Source organism: Kineococcus siccus (assembly GCF_009906795.1).
Lineage (GTDB): Bacteria > Actinomycetota > Actinomycetes > Actinomycetales > Kineococcaceae > Kineococcus > Kineococcus siccus.
The window spans coordinates 12,157-30,525 of sequence record NZ_JAAALN010000022.1 but is presented as its reverse complement, the minus strand read 5'-3'; the positions used below and the strand labels follow the sequence as shown (position 1 = coordinate 30,525).

The 18,369-nt window shown below is 75.3% G+C and carries 14 protein-coding genes and 1 pseudogene; 10 read left to right on the top strand and 5 right to left on the bottom strand.

The window, feature by feature from the left end; translation table 11 throughout:
- The first annotated feature begins 30 nt into the window (after nt 1-30).
- The 6 genes and pseudogenes from GTR02_RS04950 to GTR02_RS24180 all read left to right on the top strand — a co-directional run.
- A complete protein-coding gene (locus GTR02_RS04950) occupies nt 31-2,589 on the top strand; it encodes a DNA translocase FtsK (RefSeq protein WP_420814695.1) in 2,559 nt (852 codons plus the stop codon).
- Between the two features lie 67 nt (nt 2,590-2,656).
- The gene (locus GTR02_RS04945) at nt 2,657-3,412 is read left to right on the top strand and encodes an NYN domain-containing protein (protein ID WP_240895079.1); all 756 of its coding nucleotides are present in this window, start codon (nt 2,657-2,659) and stop codon (nt 3,410-3,412) included.
- A gap of 40 nt (nt 3,413-3,452) precedes the next feature.
- Complete coding sequence (gene rimO, locus GTR02_RS04940; RefSeq protein ID WP_166606360.1) at nt 3,453-4,907, top strand: 30S ribosomal protein S12 methylthiotransferase RimO; 1,455 nt, start codon at nt 3,453-3,455, stop codon at nt 4,905-4,907.
- Nucleotides 4,904-5,485: a CDP-diacylglycerol--glycerol-3-phosphate 3-phosphatidyltransferase gene (gene pgsA, locus GTR02_RS04935; RefSeq protein ID WP_166606359.1), complete on the top strand. Its 582-nt coding sequence runs from the start codon at nt 4,904-4,906 to the stop codon at nt 5,483-5,485. Before rimO ends, pgsA begins: the two co-directional genes overlap by 4 nt.
- Nucleotides 5,486-5,561: 76 nt before the next feature.
- Entirely contained in the window at nt 5,562-6,098 is a 537-nt protein-coding gene (locus GTR02_RS04930; RefSeq protein ID WP_166606358.1) for a nicotinamide-nucleotide amidohydrolase family protein, read from the top strand.
- A gap of 151 nt (nt 6,099-6,249) precedes the next feature.
- Nucleotides 6,250-6,498 (top strand): annotated as a pseudogene (locus GTR02_RS24180) (helix-turn-helix domain-containing protein); the annotation flags it as partial.
- A 305-nt stretch (nt 6,499-6,803) separates the two neighbouring features.
- Here the strand turns inward: GTR02_RS24180 and GTR02_RS04920 are convergent.
- Together GTR02_RS04920 and GTR02_RS04915 are read right to left on the bottom strand one after the other, a co-directional pair.
- Nucleotides 6,804-7,694, bottom strand: coding sequence for a DNA-formamidopyrimidine glycosylase family protein (locus GTR02_RS04920; RefSeq protein ID WP_166606357.1), 891 nt, complete (start codon nt 7,692-7,694; stop codon nt 6,804-6,806).
- Nucleotides 7,695-7,733: 39 nt separating this feature from the next.
- A complete protein-coding gene (locus GTR02_RS04915; RefSeq protein WP_420814694.1) occupies nt 7,734-12,527 on the bottom strand; it encodes an ATP-dependent helicase in 4,794 nt (1,597 codons plus the stop codon).
- Between the two features lie 152 nt (nt 12,528-12,679).
- On the opposite strand from GTR02_RS04915, the gene GTR02_RS04910 reads away from it, so the two are divergent.
- The gene (locus GTR02_RS04910) at nt 12,680-12,907 is read left to right on the top strand and encodes a DUF3046 domain-containing protein (protein WP_166606355.1); all 228 of its coding nucleotides are present in this window, start codon (nt 12,680-12,682) and stop codon (nt 12,905-12,907) included.
- Between the two features lie 7 nt (nt 12,908-12,914).
- Here GTR02_RS04910 and GTR02_RS04905 read toward each other — a convergent pair whose 3' ends face one another.
- Nucleotides 12,915-13,886, bottom strand: coding sequence for an SMP-30/gluconolactonase/LRE family protein (locus GTR02_RS04905; RefSeq protein WP_166606354.1), 972 nt, complete (start codon nt 13,884-13,886; stop codon nt 12,915-12,917).
- A 293-nt stretch (nt 13,887-14,179) separates the two neighbouring features.
- On the opposite strand from GTR02_RS04905, the gene recA reads away from it, so the two are divergent.
- The 3 genes from recA (at nt 14,180) to GTR02_RS04890 (ending at nt 16,786) form a co-directional block, all read left to right on the top strand.
- Nucleotides 14,180-15,226, top strand: coding sequence for a recombinase RecA (gene recA, locus GTR02_RS04900; RefSeq protein ID WP_166606353.1), 1,047 nt, complete (start codon nt 14,180-14,182; stop codon nt 15,224-15,226).
- 62 nt (nt 15,227-15,288) lie between these two features.
- On the top strand, nt 15,289-15,762 hold the full coding sequence (locus GTR02_RS04895; RefSeq protein ID WP_338073586.1) for a regulatory protein RecX: 474 nt from the start codon (nt 15,289-15,291) through the stop codon (nt 15,760-15,762).
- A gap of 46 nt (nt 15,763-15,808) precedes the next feature.
- Nucleotides 15,809-16,786, top strand: a complete 978-nt coding sequence (locus GTR02_RS04890; RefSeq protein WP_166606352.1) for an aldo/keto reductase — start codon at nt 15,809-15,811, stop codon at nt 16,784-16,786.
- On the opposite strand, the gene GTR02_RS04885 is transcribed toward GTR02_RS04890, so the two are convergent.
- Together GTR02_RS04885 and GTR02_RS04880 are read right to left on the bottom strand one after the other, a co-directional pair.
- Complete coding sequence (locus GTR02_RS04885) at nt 16,783-17,634, bottom strand: ABC transporter permease subunit (RefSeq protein ID WP_166606351.1); 852 nt, start codon at nt 17,632-17,634, stop codon at nt 16,783-16,785. The two genes, GTR02_RS04890 and GTR02_RS04885, sit on opposite strands and share 4 nt — an antisense overlap.
- Nucleotides 17,631-18,293, bottom strand: coding sequence for an ABC transporter permease subunit (locus tag GTR02_RS04880; protein ID WP_166606350.1), 663 nt, complete (start codon nt 18,291-18,293; stop codon nt 17,631-17,633). The genes GTR02_RS04885 and GTR02_RS04880 overlap by 4 nt, the downstream gene beginning before the upstream one ends.
- Between the last annotated feature and the right edge of the window lie 76 nt (nt 18,294-18,369).

Sequence of the window (18,369 nt, the reverse complement as noted above, 5' to 3'; positions counted from 1 at the left end):
GCCCCCGTCCGCACCGCGCCCCCGTGGCCCGTGCGCGCGGTCTCCTCCGTCTGGATGGGCCTCGCGCACGTCGTGGGGGGCGGGGCCCGGCGCCTCGGCACGGGCGCGCGCGACCTCGACCCGGAGCTGCGCCGCGACGGCGTCGGCTTCGCCCTGCTGGCCCTCGCGATCGTGGTCGCGGCGCGCGAGTGGTGGGGCCTGTCCGGCCGCGCGGGCGACGTGATCCACGCCGTGGTGGCCGGCACGTTCGGCGAGGTGGCGCTCGCGCTGCCCGTCGTGCTGCTCGCCCTCGCCGTGCACCTGCTGCGCCACCCCGACCACACGCGCACGACGACGCGCGCCGTCGTCGGGACGACCGCGCTGGTGCTGTCGGCCTCGGGCCTCGTCCACCTCGCCGCGGGGGCGCCCTCGCCGACGGGCTCGGCGGGTCCCGAGGCCGTCACGGACGCGGGCGGGATGATCGGCTTCCTCGCCTCGGTGCCGCTGTCGAGCGCCCTGACGACGTGGGTGAGCGTGCCGCTGCTGGTCCTGCTCGGCTTCTTCGGGCTGCTGGTGCTCACCGCCACGCCCGTGCACGCGATCCCCTCCCGCCTGCGGGAGGGCTACGAGCGGCTGACCCACCACCCGCGCGACCACGACGCCGCCCAGGGCCCGGGCGAGCGGGACGAGCCCACCCCGCGGCGCCGGCGGCGCGGAGCCGCGCCGGAGGAGGACCCGCGCCCGGGCGACGAGGCGTTCGTGCAGGCGGCGGTCACCGCGCCCGCCGACGCGCGCCGGCCGCGGCCGGGGGAGAGGCGCCCCGTCCCCGCCGACGCCCCCGCCGACGCCTCCGTCGGTGCCTCCGCCGAGGTGCCGGACGAGGACCCGCGCCCGGCCGACGAGGCCCCGGTCGTCGACGGCGCCTCCGTGCCGGCGAGCCGGCCCAGGGACCTCCAGGCGCCGCCGCACACGCCGATGCCGCCGCGCATCGAGCAGCTCGCGCTCGCGGGCGACGTCACCTACTCGCTGCCCGACGACGCGGCCCTCAACCCGGGGACCCCGCCCAAGGCGCGCAGCGCCGCCAACGACCGCGTGGTCGAGGCGCTCTCGGGCGTCCTGACGCAGTTCGACATCGACGCGAAGGTGACGGGCTTCTCGCGCGGCCCGACCGTGACGCGCTACGAGGTCGAGCTGGGGCTCGGCACGAAGGTCGAGCGGGTCACGGCGCTGTCGAAGAACATCGCCTACGCCGTCGCGAGCGCCGACGTCCGGATCCTGTCGCCGATCCCCGGCAAGTCCGCGATCGGCATCGAGATCCCCAACACCGACCGCGAGACGGTGTCGCTGGGCGACGTCCTGCGCAGCAAGGTCGCGCGGGGCACCGAGCACCCGATGGTCATGGGCGTCGGCAAGGACGTGGAGGGCGGTTACGTCGTCGCCAACCTGGCGAAGATGCCGCACCTGCTCGTCGCGGGCGCCACGGGCGCCGGCAAGTCGAGCTTCGTCAACTCGATGATCACCTCGATCCTCATGCGCGCGACGCCCGACGAGGTCCGCATGGTCCTGGTGGACCCCAAGCGCGTCGAGCTGACGATCTACGAGGGCATCCCGCACCTCATCACGCCGATCATCACCAGCCCGAAGAAGGCGGCCGAGGCCCTGGAGTGGGTCGTGCGCGAGATGGACGTGCGCTACGACGACCTCGCGGCCTACGGGTTCAAGCACCTCGACGACTTCAACCGCGCGGTCAAGGCCGGCAAGGTCACGCCGCCCCCGGGCAGCCAGCGCGTCCTGCAGCCCTACCCCTACCTGCTGGTCATCGTCGACGAGCTGGCGGACCTCATGATGGTCGCCCCGCGCGACGTCGAGGCCTCCATCCAGCGCATCACCCAGCTCGCGCGCGCCGCCGGCATCCACCTCGTGCTGGCCACGCAGCGCCCGAGCGTCGACGTCGTCACCGGGCTCATCAAGGCCAACGTGCCGAGCCGGCTGGCCTTCGCGACGTCCTCGCTGGCCGACTCCCGCGTCGTCCTGGACCAGCCGGGGGCCGAGAAGCTCGTCGGGCAGGGCGACGCGCTGTTCCTGCCCATGGGCGTCAGCAAGCCGATGCGCGTGCAGGGGGCGTGGGTCACCGAGAGCGAGATCGAGGCCGTCGTCTCGCACGTGAAGTCGCAGCTGCAGCCGGCCTACCGCGAGGACGTCGTCGCGCCCGCGCAGAAGAAGCAGGTCGACGAGGAGATCGGCGACGACCTCGACGTGCTGCTGCAGGCCACCGAGCTGGTCGTCACGACGCAGTTCGGCTCGACGTCGATGCTGCAGCGCAAGCTGCGCGTCGGCTTCGCCAAGGCCGGGCGGCTCATGGACCTGCTCGAGTCCCGCGGCGTCGTGGGCCCCAGCGAGGGGTCCAAGGCGCGCGACGTGCTGGTGCGCGCGGAAGACCTGCCGGCGACGCTCGCGCTCATGCGCGGCGATGACGTGCCCGCCGGCGCACCGGGGGACGAACCCGTGGACCTGGTCCGCGACGCGCAGCGCTCGCGGGCGGCCGGGCTCGAGGAGGTCGACGCGGACGACTCCTCCGAGGACGCCTGGGACCTGACCGACCGCGACTGATCCGCGACACGTCACGGAGAGCCACCAAGCCGTCGCCATGCGGTGACTCTCCGTGTAACTTGGTGGCATGGATGTGCCCCGCCCCCACGAGCCGTCCCGGCGTGACCTCGACCTGCTCGTGTGGGACGCGCCCAACATCGACATGACGCTGTCCGCGATCCTCGGATCGCGGCCCGCCTCGTCCGACCGCCCCCGCTTCGACGCCATCGCGCGGTGGTTCCTCTCCGAGGCCGCCGACCACGAGGTCGAGGGGTGCGTCTTCACCAACGTGCACCCGACGAGCGCGGTGTCGCTGCGCGGCTGGATCGAGGCGCTGCGCAGCTTCGGCTACTCCGTCTTCGCCCGGCCCAAGGTGCATCCCGAGGACGACGTCGACGACGCGATGCTGCGGCACATCGCCGAGCGCCAGGCCTCCCACCGCCTGCGCCGCGTCGTGGTCGCCAGCGGGGACGGCCGCAACTTCCTCGGCCCGCTGGAGGAGCTGCACCGCGCCGGGGTCCGCTGCGTCGTGCTGTCCTTCGCCGAGGTCGCCGGGTACGCCCAGGAGTCGCCGCTCATCGAGTTCATCGACCTGGAGGACGTCCCCGGCGCCTTCCAGGTCTCCCTCGGGCGCACGCGCCTCACGGCCCTGCCGCCCGACGGCGGCTGGTTCCGCCCGACCCGGCCCATGCGCGCCCTGCTGGAGGACCCCGCCCACGACGCGGTGACGGAGCGGACGGCCACGCTGGACGGCGGCGAGGCGCACACCAGCCCCGGCCCGCCCGAGGTCGCGGAGATCCACCGCGTGCCCTCGCCCGCCCCGTCGCGGGTGCGCGGCGCCTGAGGACGGCACCCGACCCTCCGGGGCCCGTACCCTGACCGACGTGCCTGACCGTTCCGTCGCCCTCATCACCCTCGGCTGCGCCCGCAACGACGTGGACTCCGAGGAGCTCGCCGGTCGTCTCGCCGACGCCGGCTGGACCCTCGTCGACGACGCGGACGGCGCCGACGTCGCGGTCGTGAACACCTGCGGCTTCGTGGAGCAGGCCAAGAAGGACTCGATCGACACCGTCCTGGCCGCGGCCGACCTCAAGGAGGCGGGCCGCACGCGGGCCGTCGTCGCGGTGGGCTGCATGGCCGAGCGCTACGGCAACCAGCTGGCCGAGTCGCTCCCGGAGGCCGACGCCGTGCTCGGCTTCGACTCCTACGCGGACCTGTCCTCGCACCTCGACGCGATCCTGCACGGCGAGAAGCCGGCCTCCCACGTGCCGCGCGACCGCCGGAGCCTGCTGCCCCTCGCGCCGGCCGCCCGCCAGGCCGCGCGGACGCCCGTGACGCTGACCGAGCTGCCCGAGGGCCTGGCGCCGGCGAGCGGGCCGCGCGTGGTGCGCCGGCGCCTGGGCAGCGGGCCGTGGGCGCCCGTGAAGATCGCGGCGGGCTGCGACCGCCGCTGCACCTTCTGCGCCATCCCCGCCTTCCGCGGCTCGTTCGTGTCGCGCCCGGGCGACGAGGTCCTCACCGAGGTCCGCTGGCTCGCCGAGCAGGGCGTCAAGGAGGTCTTCCTCGTCAGCGAGAACACCACCTCCTACGGCAAGGACCTGGGCGACCTGCGGGCGCTGGAGGCCCTGCTGCCGCAGGTCGCGGCCGTCGACGGCATCGAGCGGGTCCGCGTCTCCTACCTGCAGCCGGCCGAGGTCCGCCCCGGTCTGCTCGACGCGCTGACGCAGACGCCCGGCGTGGTGCCGTACTTCGACCTGTCCTTCCAGCACTCCTCGCCGACCGTGCTGCGCCGCATGCGCCGCTTCGGTGGCACCGAGCCGTTCCTCGCGCTGCTGGAGCAGGTGCGGCAGCGGGCCCCGCTCGCCGGGGTGCGCTCCAACGTCATCGTCGGCTTCCCGGGCGAGACCGAGGCCGACGTGGACGAGCTGTGCTCCTTCCTGGAGCGGGCCCGCCTCGACGTCACGGGCGTCTTCCCCTACTCCGACGAGGACGGCACCGAGGCCGAGCACCTCGACGGTCACCTGCCCGACGACGTCGTCGCCGCCCGCGCCGACCGGGTCTCCCGCCTCGTGGAGGAGCTCGTCGCGCAGCGCGCCGAGGACCGCATCGGCGAGGTCGTCGAGGTCCTGGTCGAGGCCGTCGTGGACGCCGACGGTGATCCGCACGTCACGGGGCGCGCCGCCCACCAGGGCCCCGACGTCGACGGGGAGACCGAGCTGGAGCTGCCCCCCGGCACGTCCGTCGCCGTGGGCGACCTCGTGCGGGCGCGCGTCACGGGTGCCGCGGGCGCCGACCTGCTCGCCGCACCGCTGGGAGCCCGCGAGGCGGTGCCCGCGTGAAGACCGGGACCGGGTTCGAGTGGCGCACGGCGCACCGGCTCCACCTGCCGAACGCGCTGACGCTCCTGCGGATCGTCGCGGTCCCGCTCTTCGTCTGGTTCCTCGCCCACGACGGCGGCACGTCGACGGGGTGGCGGCTGGCCGCGTTCGCGACCTTCCTCGCCGCCATCATCACCGACCGCTACGACGGTCAGCTCGCCCGGCGCTGGGACCGCGTCACCGACTTCGGCAAGATCGCCGACCCCATCGCCGACAAGGCCCTCATCGGCGCGGGCCTCGTCGTGCTGTCGCTGCAGGGCGACCTGACGTGGTGGGCGACGGGGCTGATCCTCGCGCGCGAGGTGCTGGTCACCGTGGCGCGGTTCGTGGTGCTGCGCCGCGGCGTCATCCCGGCCGGGCGCGGCGGCAAGGTGAAGACCGTGGTCCAGTCCGTGGCGCTGGGCCTCTACGTCCTGCCGCTCGGCGGAGCGCTGCACGTCGTGGCGCAGGTCGTCATGGCGGCGGCCGTCGTGCTGACGCTCGTGACGGCGCGCGAGTACCTCGTCATCGCCTGGCGCCTGGCGCGCGGCCGGACCTGACGTGGGCGCCGGGCCGGTGGTCACTGGGCAGGGGGTCGCTGGGCAGGGGGTCGCCGGGCAGGGGGTCGCCGGGCGGGTGGTAGCTCCGCAGGAGGTGGTGGCGGCCCTGCGGGCGGGCGGCGTCCTCGTCGCCACGGCCGAGTCGCTCACGGGCGGCCTCGTGTGCGCGGCGCTGGTCGACGTCCCCGGCGCGTCGGCCGTCGTGCGCGGAGCGGTCGTCGCCTACGCGACCGAGCTGAAGGCGAGCGTGCTGGGCGTCGACGCCGGGCGCCTGGCCGCGACCGGACCCGTGGACGGCGAGGTCGCGGAGCAGATGGCCCGCGGCGCGCGCCGCGTCCTGGGGGCCGACCTGGCGGTGGCCACGACGGGCGTCGCCGGCCCGGACCCGGCCGACGGGCACCCCGCGGGGACCGTGTACGTCGGCGTGGCGGCGGACTGGCTGCCCGGCGGCGCACGGCACCGCCGCCTGGCCCTCGCGGGGGACCGGGCCCAGGTCCGCGCGTCGTCGGTCGACCGGGCCCTCGCCGAGCTGCTGACCGCGCTCGCCGCCCGCCCCGACGGGGGACACGACGAGGAACACGACGCGGAACACCAGGTGCCTCCCGAGAGTTGAGTTCGACGTGCGCAACTCCTCTCCCACCAGGCCCGCTCCGCACCCCGCGGGGTACGGTGGTGACTCCACTACAGGCAGCCACCGAGGAGCGCCGGCGTCCCCCACGGCACTCCGCGGCCTGCCCTCTCGACCAGCCGAGGGAGGCCGTCGCATGGTCGTGCTCCGCCGGACCATCGGTGACGTGCTGCGCGACGAGCGCCGCGGTCAGCAGCGCACGCTGCGCGAGGTCTCCTCGACCGCCCGCGTGTCCCTCGGCTACCTGAGCGAGGTCGAACGCGGGCAGAAGGAGGCCTCGAGCGAGCTGCTGGCCTCCATCTGCTCCGCCCTCGAGGTCCCCCTGTCGCGGGTCATGGGTGAGGTGACGCGCCGCATCGCCCACGAGGAGGGCGTGCGCCGCCCCTACGCCGCCGAGGGCCTCATCGCCCCGCCGGCCGCGGTCCCCGTGCCCGCCCTGGTGCCGCTCCCGCAGACCGAGCTCGACGAGACCGAGGCGCCCGCAGCCGGTGAGACCTCGGGGGACGCGGCCGCGGCCGTGGACTCGGCCGTCGCCGGCCTGTCCGCCGAGGAGCACCGCGAGTTCTCCGTCGAGCTCGACGGCCTGCCCGACGAGCTCGAGCTGATCCTGCGCCGCCGCCTCGTCCCCGCCGCCTGACCCGGCTCCGTCCCGCCGGGTGAGCCCGGGGGCCGGCCGTCCCGGGCGGTCGGTCAGCGCCGGGTGCGGTAGGCGGGGGCGGCCACCCCGCGCCGTCGGCCGTGCCCGAGGGGCTGCTGCGGCCGCCCGTCGTCCGTGGGGGTCGGCCCGGCCTGGCAGCCGGGGCAGTAGAAGGCCGTCCGGTCCTGCGGCGGAGCCCCCAGCGGAGCCACCCGGACCGTCCCGCCGCAGCGCAGGCACGGCAGACCCGAGCGGGCGTGGGCGAAGTTCTGCCGCCCGCGCCGCAGGTCGCCCGTGGTGACCTGGTCCACCCGCTCCTTGTTGACGTCCAGGAGCCGGTGCACCAGCTCGATCAGCTTCGCCGGGGACGGGACGTCGCGCACCGGCGTCCAGGGCGTGAGCCGGGCCAGGAAGCACGCCTCCGCCAGGTAGAACGTGCCGACGCCGGCGAGCACCCGCTGGTCCAGCAGGGCCTCGCCCACGGCGCGGCCGGGGTCGGCCAGCAGGCGGCGCTGCGCCTCCTGCGGGTCCCACCCCGGGCCGAGGAGGTCGGGACCCAGGTGCCCGACCAGCTCGTCCTCGTGGGCGGTGGCGACGAGGTCGAGCATGCCGAGCTTGTGCCCGACGGCGGTCCACTCGGCGGTCTCCAGGACGGCGCGGATGCCGCTCGCCGAGCGTCGCCCGCCCGTGCTCCCCGTGCGCTCGACGTACCAGGAGCCCTCCATGCGCAGGTGGCTGTGCAGCGTCGCGGGCGGCTCGTCGGCCGTGCCCGTGAGGCGGGTCAGCAGGTGCTTGCCGACGCTGACGACCTCGAGGACCACCCGCCCGGACAGGTCGACGGTCGCGAGGCTGGGCCACCGCAGGTCAGCGGCGAGCAGCTCGCGACCTCCGAGGGCGAGGTCCAGGCGGCGGGCCGTGCGCCAGACGACGTCACCCTCGGGCACGCCCGCCCCCCGCCACGGGCCGCCTGCTGGTGGGGACGCTCACGTGCGGATCCGCAGGCCGCGCGGCGTGGCGTGGAACCCGGCCGACTCCAGCGCGTGCCCGAGGGCGGAGTCCGCGGCGAGGACCCCGGCGCCGTCGGCGCGCTCCACCGTCAGCTTGCCCAGGACCCCGTCGCGGACCGCGAGGGCCAGGACGTCGGCGGCGGGCTGCAGCACGGCCGGCTCGGCCGACCAGGACAGCACCGACCGCCCACCCCGCTCGACGTAGAGCACCAGGTCGCCGTCGACGAGCACGACGAGCGCCCCGGCCTTGCGCCCGGGCTTGTGACCCGTCGCCCCGGCGGCCACCTGCTCGCGGTCGGGCCAGCCGAGCGCGGCACCGTACGGGCTCGCGGGGTCGGTGGCGGCGAGGACGAGCGCACCGGGGCCCGCGTCCTCCCGGCCATCGCGGCGGTCAGAGGGCCGCCGGCCGCCGCCGACGGGCCGCGCGGCGTCGCGCAGCCGGTCCACGGCGCCCGCGGTGGCGAACTGCGAGGCCCCCAGGCCCTCGACGAAGTAGCCGCGGCGGGCGCGGCCCGCCTCCTCGAAGGCGGCCAGGACCCGGTAGACGGCCGCGAAGCCGCCCGGTACCCGCTCGGTCATGACGGCTCCGCGCGTGAGGACGCCGTGCCGGTCCAGGAGGACCTCGGCGGTGGCGTGGGCCCGGACCGTCTGGTCCGCCTCCACGCTCGGCAGCAGCGACCACCGGCCCGCGGCGGACGGCGGTCCGGACCGCGAGGGCATCTCGACCGCGCCCCGCAGCCCCGCGCCCGCGCCCGGCCGGCGGACGCCGTAGCGGGCGTAGCGACCGCGGGGGGCGGCCTTCTTCGCCTTGTGCGCACCCCGTCCGGCGCCGAGGCGCGCGCGCAGCGGGGCGAGCGTGTCGTTGGTGATCCGCCCGGCCCACAGCAGGTCCCACAGGGCCGCCGTCAGCCCCGGGTCGTCGGTCGAGCCGACGGCGTCGGACAGCCGGCGGAAGAAGTACGCGCCGCCGCCGTCGAGCGCCGTCAGCACCGCGCGGTGCAGCTCGGTGTCGGTGCCCTCCGCCCCGTCCGGCCCCTCGTCGGGAGCGGGCAGGGTCAGCGGGGCCAGGTCGGTGGGGTGCAGCGAGACCCAGCCGTCGTCGCCGGGCAGGCTCCCGTGCCCGGCCCACAGCACCTCCCCGGCCGCCATCAGCTCGTCGAGCATCGCGGGCTGGTACCCCTCGACGCGGTTGGCCAGGACGAGCGGCTCGAGGGCGCTCGCGGGCACGACCGCCCCCGCCAGCTGCTCGACGGCGCGCAGGACGCCGTCCACGCCCCGCAGCCGGCTGCGCAGGCCGGTGCCGATGCCCTGCCACGCGGGCAGGAAGCGGGCCAGGTCCAGCGGGGGCACCGGCTCCACGTCCGCGCGCAGGGCGGCCAGCGAGCGGCGCCGCAGGATGCGCAGCACGTCGGCGTCGCAGAACTCCAGGCCGGTGCCGCCGGGGCGCAGCTCGCCCTCGACCAGCCGCCCGCCCGACTGCAGCCGCCGCAGGGCGTCGTGCGCGACGGCCCGCCCGACGCCGAAGCGCGAGGCGGCGTCGACCACGGTGAAGGGCCCGCGGGTGCGGGCGTAGCGCCCGAACAGCTCCCCGAGCGGGTCCGCGACCAGCTCCGTGAACGCCTCCGGGATGCCGACGGGCAGCGGGGTGCCGAGACCGTCGCGCAGCCGGCCCGCGTCCTCGATGGCGGCCCAGTGCTCGGCGCCCGCGATCCGCACCCGGATCACCCGGCGCGACTCCTCCAGCCCGACCAGCCAGCGCGCGACCTCGCCCTCCGGCAGCGGCGCCACCTCCTCGGGTGCGCGGTCGGGGTCCGGACCGTCGTCGGTGCCGAGGGCGGAGCGGTCGCGACCGCTGCGTGCCACGACCTCGGCGGTCGTCAGCGGTCCGAGGACCCGGAGCAGGTCGGCCACGTCCTCGGCGTCGCGGCTGCGGCGCTCGGGGACGAGGCGCTGCAGCTCGTCCTCGGTGCGCTGCACCGCGTCCGGGTCCAGCAGGTCGCGCAGCGCGGCGCCCTCGCCGCGGCCCAGCAGCTCCGCGAGCAGGCTCGGGTCCAGTGCCAGGGCGGCCGCGCGGCGCTCGGCCAGCGGGGAGTCGCCCTCGTAGAGGAACTGCGCGACGTAGCCGAACATGAGCCCGCGCGCGAAGGGCGAGGGCTGCTGCGACTCCACCTCGACGATCCGCACGCTGCGGGCGCCCAGGTCGGTCATGAGCTGCTTGAGCCCCGTGACGTCGAAGACGTCGGCCAGGCACTCCCGCACGGCCTCGAGCACGATCGGGAAGCTCGGGAAGCGGCTGGCCACCTGCAGCAGGGACGCCGAGCGCTGGCGCTGCTGCCACAGCGGCTGCCGGCGGCCCGGCTGGCGGCGCGGCAGCAGCAGCGCCCGCGCGGCGCACTCCCGGAAGCGGGACGCGAACAGCGCCGAACCGCCGATCTCCGCGGTGACGAGCTCCTCGACCTCCGAGGGCTCGAGGACGACCAGGTCGGCGACGTCGGGAGCCTGCCCGTCGGGCAGGTCGAGGTCCGGCAGCCGCAGGACGATCCCGTCGTCGGCGGGCATGGCCTGGACGTCGACCCCGAACCGCTCGCGCATCCGGGCCCCGAGCGCGAGGGCCCACGGGGAGTGCACCTGCCCGCCGAAGGGCGTGTGGATGCAGATCCGCCAGTCGCCGAGCTCGTCGCGGAACCGCTCCACGAGGATCGTGCGGTCGTCCGGGACGTGGCCCACGGCCTCCTGCTGCTCGACGAGGTAGGCGAGCAGGTTGCTCGTCGCCCACTCGTCCAGGCCCGCGGCCTGGACGCGGGCCCGCGCCGGCTCGCCGCGGAAGCCGCCGTCGAGGCTGCCGAGCTCGCGGACGAAGGCGCCGAGCGCACGCCCGAGCTCGGCGGGCCGGCCCAGCGCGTCGCCGTGCCAGAACGGCAGCCGGCCCGGCTGCCCCGGGGCGGGCGTCACGAGGACGCGGTCGTGGGTGATGTCCTCCACGCGCCAGGCGGACGACCCGAGCGTGATGACGTCGCCCACCCGTGACTCGTAGACCATCTCCTCGTCGAGCTCGCCGACCCGGCGGCCCGGACCCTCGCCGCCCGCGACGAACACGCCGAACAGGCCGCGGTCGGGGATCGTGCCGCCGCTGGTGACCGCGAGCCGCTGCGCGCCGGGACGGCCGGTGAGCGTGTCGGTCACGCGGTCCCACACCAGCCGCGGCCGCAGCTCGGCGAACTCGTCGCTCGGGTAGCGGCCGGACAGCATGTCGAGGACGGCGTCGAGCACGGCCCGGCTGAGGGTCGCGAAGGGCGTGGCGCGGCGGGCGAGGTCGTGCAGCTCCGGCACCGTCCACTCGTCCATCGCGACCATGGCGACGACCTGCTGGGCCAGCACGTCGAGGGGGTTGGCGGGGATCCGCAGCTCCTCGATGCGGCCGTCGCGCATCCGCTCGACCACCACGGCCGTCTGCAGCAGGTCCCCGCGGAACTTGGGGAACAGCACGCCGCGGGAGACGGCGCCGACCTGGTGGCCCGCGCGCCCGACGCGCTGCAGGCCGCTCGCGACGCTGGGCGGCGACTCGACCTGGACCACCAGGTCCACCGCGCCCATGTCGATGCCCAGCTCGAGGCTCGACGTGGCCACCACGGCGGGCAGCCGGCCCGCCTTGAGCTCCTCCTCGATGAGGGCGCGCTGCTCCTTGGAGACCGACCCGTGGTGCGCCCGCGCCAGGACGGGCGGCGCGCTGCCGGAGGCGTCGGCCCCGCCCATCAGCTCGGCGGGAGCCCGCGGCGCGGGGCGCGCGGGGTCGCGGACGGGGGCCGTGGACTCCTCGGGGTGCAGCCGCTCGTCCCAGACCTCGTTCAGCCGCGACGTCAGGCGCTCGGACAGCCGGCGGGAGTTGGCGAAGACCAGGGTCGAGCGGTGCTCGGCGACCAGGTCGACGATGCGCTCCTCGACGTGCGGCCAGATGCTGGCGCGGCGCGGGTCGCCCGCGGCCTGACCGGTCAGGTCGTCGGTGCTGGCCGGGCCGCGCCCCGAGGAGTCGAGGTCGGACATGTCCTCGACCGGGACGACGACGCGCAGGTCGAACTGCTTCTCCGACCGCGGCTGCACGACGCTCACGGGCCGGCCGCCGGAGACCCACGCGGCGACGGCCTCGACGGGGCGCACGGTCGCGGACAGCCCCACGCGCTGCGTCGGCTCACCCCCGGCGGCCTGCACGAGCGCGTCGAGGCGCTCGAGCGACATGGCGAGGTGCGCGCCACGCTTGGAGCCGGCCATGGCGTGCACCTCGTCGAGCACGACCGTGCGGACGCCGCGCAGCCGCTCGCGCGCCTTGGAGGTCAGCAGGAGGAACAGCGACTCGGGGGTCGTGATCAGCACGTCGGGCGGGTTGCGGGCGAAGCCCCGGCGCTCGTCGGCGGGCGTGTCCCCGGAGCGGACGCCGACGCGGACGTCGGGCACGGGCAGCCCCAGCCGCTGCGCGGCCTGCCGGATGCCCGTGAGCGGACTGCGCAGGTTGCGCTCGACGTCGACGGCCAGCGCCTTGAGCGGTGAGATGTACAGGACGCGGCAGCGCAGGTCCCTGTCCTCCGGCACGGCCTCGCCCGCGAGGCGGTCCAGAGCCCACAGGAAGGCCGACAGCGTCTTGCCCGAGCCGGTGGGGGCCACGACCAGGGCGTGCTGCCCCCGGCTGACGGCGTCCCACGCCCCCAGCTGGGCGGTGGTCGGGGCCTGGAAGGCCCCCGTGAACCACGCCCGCGTGGCCTCCGAGAACCGGCTCATCACCTCGGCCGCGACGAGCGGCGGCGAGGGGGGCGCGGATGGCTCCGGGACGGCGTCGGAGGTGCTCGTCGGAGTCATGCGGTCATCACACCACCCGCCTGCGACACGTGCGCCCGGTCGAGCCGCCGCGGCCACCGTGCCAAGCTCTGCCCATGCGTGTCAGCGAGTTCTGGACCCTCCTCGACGAGGAGTTCGGCAGCGCCTACGGGCGCTCCCTCGCCGCCGACCACGTGCTGCTGGCCCTCGGGGACCGCACCCCGGACGCGGCGCTGGACGCGGGCGAGGAGCCCAAGGTCGTGTGGCTGGCGCTGTGCGAGGCGATGGACGTGCCGCCCGAGCGCCGGCTCGGGCGGGACAAGGCGGCGCGCCGCCGCGGCTGAGGCCGGCTCAGGCGCCGAGCCACCACAGGCCGGCGCCGCGGGTGCGCGTCGGGACGCGGTACAGGCTCGTCGAGGCCGCGACGAACAGCACCGAGCCGTCGGCGCCCCCGAAGCACACGTTGGCCACCACCTCGCCGACCACGAGGTCGAGCAGCCGCGTCCCGTCGGGCGCGAACACCGTCACGGCGTCGCCGTTGGACGTCCAGACGTTGCCCTCGACGTCGACGCGGAAGCCGTCCGCGAGCCCGCGGTCCACCTCGACGAAGACCCGCCCGTTCTTCACGACGGGTCCCGACGGCGTCACGCCCGGTCCGCGACCCCCGTTGGTCCCCGTCAGGACGTCGTAGACGCGGATCAGCTGGTGCGAGCCCCCGGCGGGCACGGGGGCCGCGGAGGTGTCGGCGACGTAGAGCAGCGACTCGTCGGGGGAGAAGGCCAGCCCGTTGGGCTCCTCCACGTCGGTGACCACCGGCCGCAGCTCCCGCGTGTCCGGGTCGAGGCGGAACACCCAGTTGTCGCCGTACTCGCGCACGCCCGGGTGCCCCTCGACCTCCACCGTGATCCCGTAGGCGGGGTCGGTGAACCAGACGGCGCCGTCGGAGGCCACGACGACGTCGTTGGGGGAGTTGAACCGCTTGCCCGCGTACGACGCCGCGAGCACGGTGGTGCTGCCGTCGTGCTCGACGCGCTCGACGGCCCGCCGCCCGTGCGAGCACGCGACGACCCGGCCCTCGCGGTCGAGCGTGCGGCCGTTGGTGAACTCGACGCCGTCCTGGTGCACGCGCAGGCCGCCGGCCTCGTCCCACCGCATGATCCGGTCGCCGGGGATGTCGCTGTAGAGCAGGGCGTCCAGGGCGGGCACCCAGGCGGGGCCCTCGGCCCACGTGGTGCCCGAGCCCAGCTGCTCGAGCGCGACGCCGGGGTCGAGGAGCGCGGCGGCGCGCGGGTCGAGCAGCTGCGGGGTGCGGGGGGTGCTCACGGTCTGCTCCTGGGGCCGACGACGGTGTCCGCCGCACCGTAGCGCCGCGGGCCGGGGCCGCCCGCGGCACCCACCGCGACACGCAGGGCGCGGGAGCTCCCCCTCGAACAGGTGTACGGATACGATCGTGGGGTCCACAGGGGCTCGTCCGGCCCCGTCGTCCACACGCCGCCCCGCTCGCGGGGTCCGTGTCGGAGGCGGGTCCTAGCGTTCCTGAGGTCGGACGCACCGACGACACGTCAGGCCCATCCCCGTCCGCGGGGAGCCGGCCGCCCAACACCTGAGGTGAGGACATGCCCGCTCCTGCGGACCGCGAGAAGGCCCTCGACGCCGCTCTGCTGAACATCGACAAGGCGTTCGGCAAGGGCTCGGTCATGAGGCTCGGCGACGAAGTTCGCCCGCCCATCGAAGTCATCCCCACCGGCTCCATCGCGCTGGACATCGCGCTCGGCATCGGCGGCCTGCCCCGCGGCCGCGTCGTGGAGATCTACGGCCCGGAGTCCTCCGGCAAGACGACCGTGGCCCTGCACGCCGTGGCCAGCGCCCAGCGCGCCGGCGGCATCGCCGCCTTCATCGACGCCGAGCACGCGCTCGACCCGGACTACGCGAAGAAGCTGGGTGTCGACACCGACGCGCTGCTCGTCTCGCAGCCCGACACGGGCGAGCAGGCGCTCGAGATCGCGGACATGCTGATCCGCTCCGGCGCACTGGACATCATCGTCATCGACTCCGTCGCCGCGCTCGTGCCGCGCGCGGAGATCGAGGGCGAGATGGGCGACAGCCACGTCGGTCTGCAGGCGCGGCTCATGTCGCAGGCGCTGCGGAAGATCACCGGCGCCCTGAGCAACTCCGGCACCACCGCGATCTTCATCAACCAGCTGCGCGAGAAGATCGGCGTCATGTTCGGCTCGCCCGAGACCACCACGGGCGGCAAGGCGCTGAAGTTCTACTCCTCCGTGCGCCTGGACGTCCGTCGCATCGAGACGCTGAAGGACGGGACGATGCCCATCGGCAACCGGACCCGCGTCAAGGTCGTCAAGAACAAGGTCAGCCCGCCGTTCAAGCAGGCGGAGTTCGACATCATCTACGGGCTCGGGATCTCCCGCGAGGGTGGCCTCATCGACCTCGGCGTCGAGCAGGGCTTCGTCCGCAAGGCGGGTGCCTGGTACACCTACGAGGGCGACCAGCTCGGTCAGGGCAAGGAGAACGCCCGCGCCTTCCTGCGCGACAACCCCGACCTCGGCGACGAGATCGAGAAGCGCATCAAGGAGAAGCTCGGCATCGGGGCGCGGCTCGACGCGCCCGCGGATGCCGCGGCCGAGGAGAAGGTCGACTTCTGAGCCGACGCGAGCGCGGTCCCGCTCCGGAGGCGCCCGACGTCCCGGAGCAGGACCCGCACGAGGTGGCGCGTGCCATCGCTCTGCGCCAGCTGACGATGGCGCCGCGCAGCCGAGCGCAGCTCGCGGACAAGATGTCCGCCAAGGACGTCCCCGAGGCGGTCGCCGGCGCGGTGCTGGACCGTCTCGAGGAGGTCGGGCTCGTCGACGACGCAGCCTTCGCGGGCGCCCTAGTGCGGACCCGGCAGCGCACGCGCGGGCTCGCTCGTCGTGCCCTGGCCCAGGAGCTGCGGACCAAGGGCGTCGACGACGAGACCGCGGAGCAGGCGCTGGTGGAGGTCACCGACGCGTCGGAGGAGGCCGCGGCGCGTGAGGTGCTGCGCAGGCCGCTCGCGGCCACGCGCGGGATGGACCCGGTCCGGCGGCAGCGCCGCCTGACGGGGGCCCTGGCCCGGCGGGGGTACGCCCCCGGCCTGGCGTTCCGCCTCGTCCGCGAGGCTCTGGACCTCGAGGTCACGGGCGACCCGGTCGACGACTGACGGGCCCTCCGTCACCGGCCGCGGAGGTCCGGCGGACACTGGGGTCATGGAGTTCCTCGAGGTGGACGGTCTCGGCCCGGTCAGTCGCGTGGGGCTGGGCACCTGGCAGTTCGGGTCCCGGGAGTGGGGGTACGGCCGCGAGTACGAGTCCGGCACCGCGCACGCCATCGTCCGGCGAGCCCGCGAACTCGGCGTGACCCTGTTCGACACCGCCGAGGTCTACGGCTTCGGCCGCAGCGAGCGCATCCTCAGCGCAGCGCTGGGCGACGGGCGGGACGACGTCGTCGTGGCCAGCAAGGTCTTCCCCGTCCTGCCGCTGCCGGCGGTCGTGCACGCCCGCGCGCACGGCAGTGCCCGTCGGCTGCGGCTGCCGCGCATCCCGCTGTACCAGGTGCACCAGGCCAACCCGCTGTTCCCCGACGCGGTGATCATGCCCGGGATGCGGCGGCTGCTGGACGAGCACCGGATCGGCGCCGTCGGCGTCTCGAACTACTCCCTCGCCCGGTGGCGCGCCGCCGACGCGGCCCTCGGCCGGCCCGTGGTCAGCAACCAGGTCCAGTTCTCCCTCGCCCACCCGGGCGCGCTGGACGACCTGGTGCCCTTCGCGGAGCGGGCGGACCGCATCGTCATGGCGTGGTCACCGCTGGCCCAGGGGGTGCTCGGAGGCCGCTACGACGCCGACCACCGCCCCGGCGGGATGCGGGCCGCGAACCCGCTCTTCTCCGTCGAGAACCTGCGCCGGATCGCCCCGCTGCTCGCGACCGTCCGCGAGGTGGCCGCCGGGCACGACGCGAAGCCCGCCCAGGTGGCGCTGGCGTGGCTGCTGGGCCTGCCCCGGGTCGTCGTCATCCCCGGCGCCTCGAGCGTCGAGCAGCTGGAGTCCAACGTGGCCGCCGCGGACCTGCACCTCGCCGCCGACGAGCAGGCCGCGCTCACCGGCGCCGCTCGCGCCTTCCGGCCCGTCGGCGCGGGGCGGACCCTCGTCGACGCGCTGCGCGCGCGGGCCTCCCGCACCACGGGTTAGACCGCGCTGCCGGACTCCACCTGTGCCGGTGCCCCGGGCATCGCCGCGGTCCGCGTCGCCCGGCTCGTCGTCGACAGCCGCCGTTCGAGGACCTTCGCCGCGGCCGCGACGACCGAGTTCGTCGCGATGTAGACCACGGCGATGACGATCGTCGCCGGCACGAGGTTGAAGTACTGCGTCCCCAGGCCCGTGCCCCAGCGCAGCAGCTCGGAGTAGCCGAGGATGTAGATCAGCGCCGTGTCCTTGAGGATGACGACGACCTGGGCCAGCAGGGACGGCAGCATCGAGCGCAGCGCCTGCGGGAGCAGGATCGTCCACGTGACCTGGCTGGGTGTGAGGCCCACGGCGAGGCCGGCCTCGCGCTGGCCGGCGGGCAGCGCCCGGACCCCCGCGCGGAGGATCTCGGCGATGATCGCGCCGTTGTAGAGCGTCAGCCCGAGCACGCCGCACCAGAAGACGGGCACCGCGCCGCGCGCGCCGTAGAAGAACCAGAACATCATCAGCAGCACGGGAGGCGCGCGCAGGAACTGCACGAGCACCGTCGCCGGCAGCCGCAGCGCCCGGACGGTCGAGAGCCGCAGCGCGGCGAGGACCGCGCCGAGCACGACCGACAGCGCGATCGCGACCAGGGCGATCTTCATCGTCGCCCACCAGGCCCGGAAGAGAGCCCGCTGGATGTCGGCGTAGGTGAAGACGCTCCACTTCGACGCCGTCAGCTGCAGCGCGGACTGCAGGCGCCACACGACGAAGGCGACGACGCCGGCGACCAGGGCGACGCCCACGAGCGTCAGGACGCGGTTCAGCGCCCGGGCCCGCGGGCCCGGGGCGTCGTACAGGACGCTCGTCACGCCGTCACCGCCGCGCGCTCGAGGAGGGCGATGACCGCGGAGACCACGGCCACCAGCAGGACGTAGGCGACGGTGATGCCGAGGAGGATGGGGATCACGGCGTTCCCGTTCTGCTCGATGAGGTTGCGCATCGCGGAGATCAGCTCGTAGTTGCTCGCGGCGGACGCGATCGACGTGTTCTTCAGCATCGCGATGAGGACACTCCCCAGCGGCGGGATGACGGCCTTGACCGCCTGCGGCAGCACGACGAGCGAGAGCACCTGACCGAACGGCAGGCCGATCGCCCGGGCGGCCTCCGCCTGCCCGACCGGCACCGTGTTGATCCCCGAGCGGATGGCCTCGCACACGAAGCACGAGGTGTAGGCGACCAGCGCCAGCACGGCGTAGATCCGGTACTGCGTGCCGACCTCCTCGGTGAACGTGATCCTGAGGATCGGCAGCCCGAGGATGCAGAACACCATGATCAGCGTCAGCGGGGTGTTGCGCACCAGGTTGACGTAGGCCGTGCCCGCGGCGCGCATCGCGGCGCTCGGCGCCACCCGCAGGACGGCGAGCAGCGTGCCGAACACCAGGGAACCCGCGGTGCCCCAGAGGAACAGCACCACCGTTCCCCAGACGCCCCGCCCGAAGGTGTCGAGGTTGTCGACGATGACCTGCACGTCGTCTCCTGTCGTGGTCCGTGCCGGCCCCTCCCGCGGAGGGGACCGGGACAGCGGGGGGCGGGACAGCGGAGGG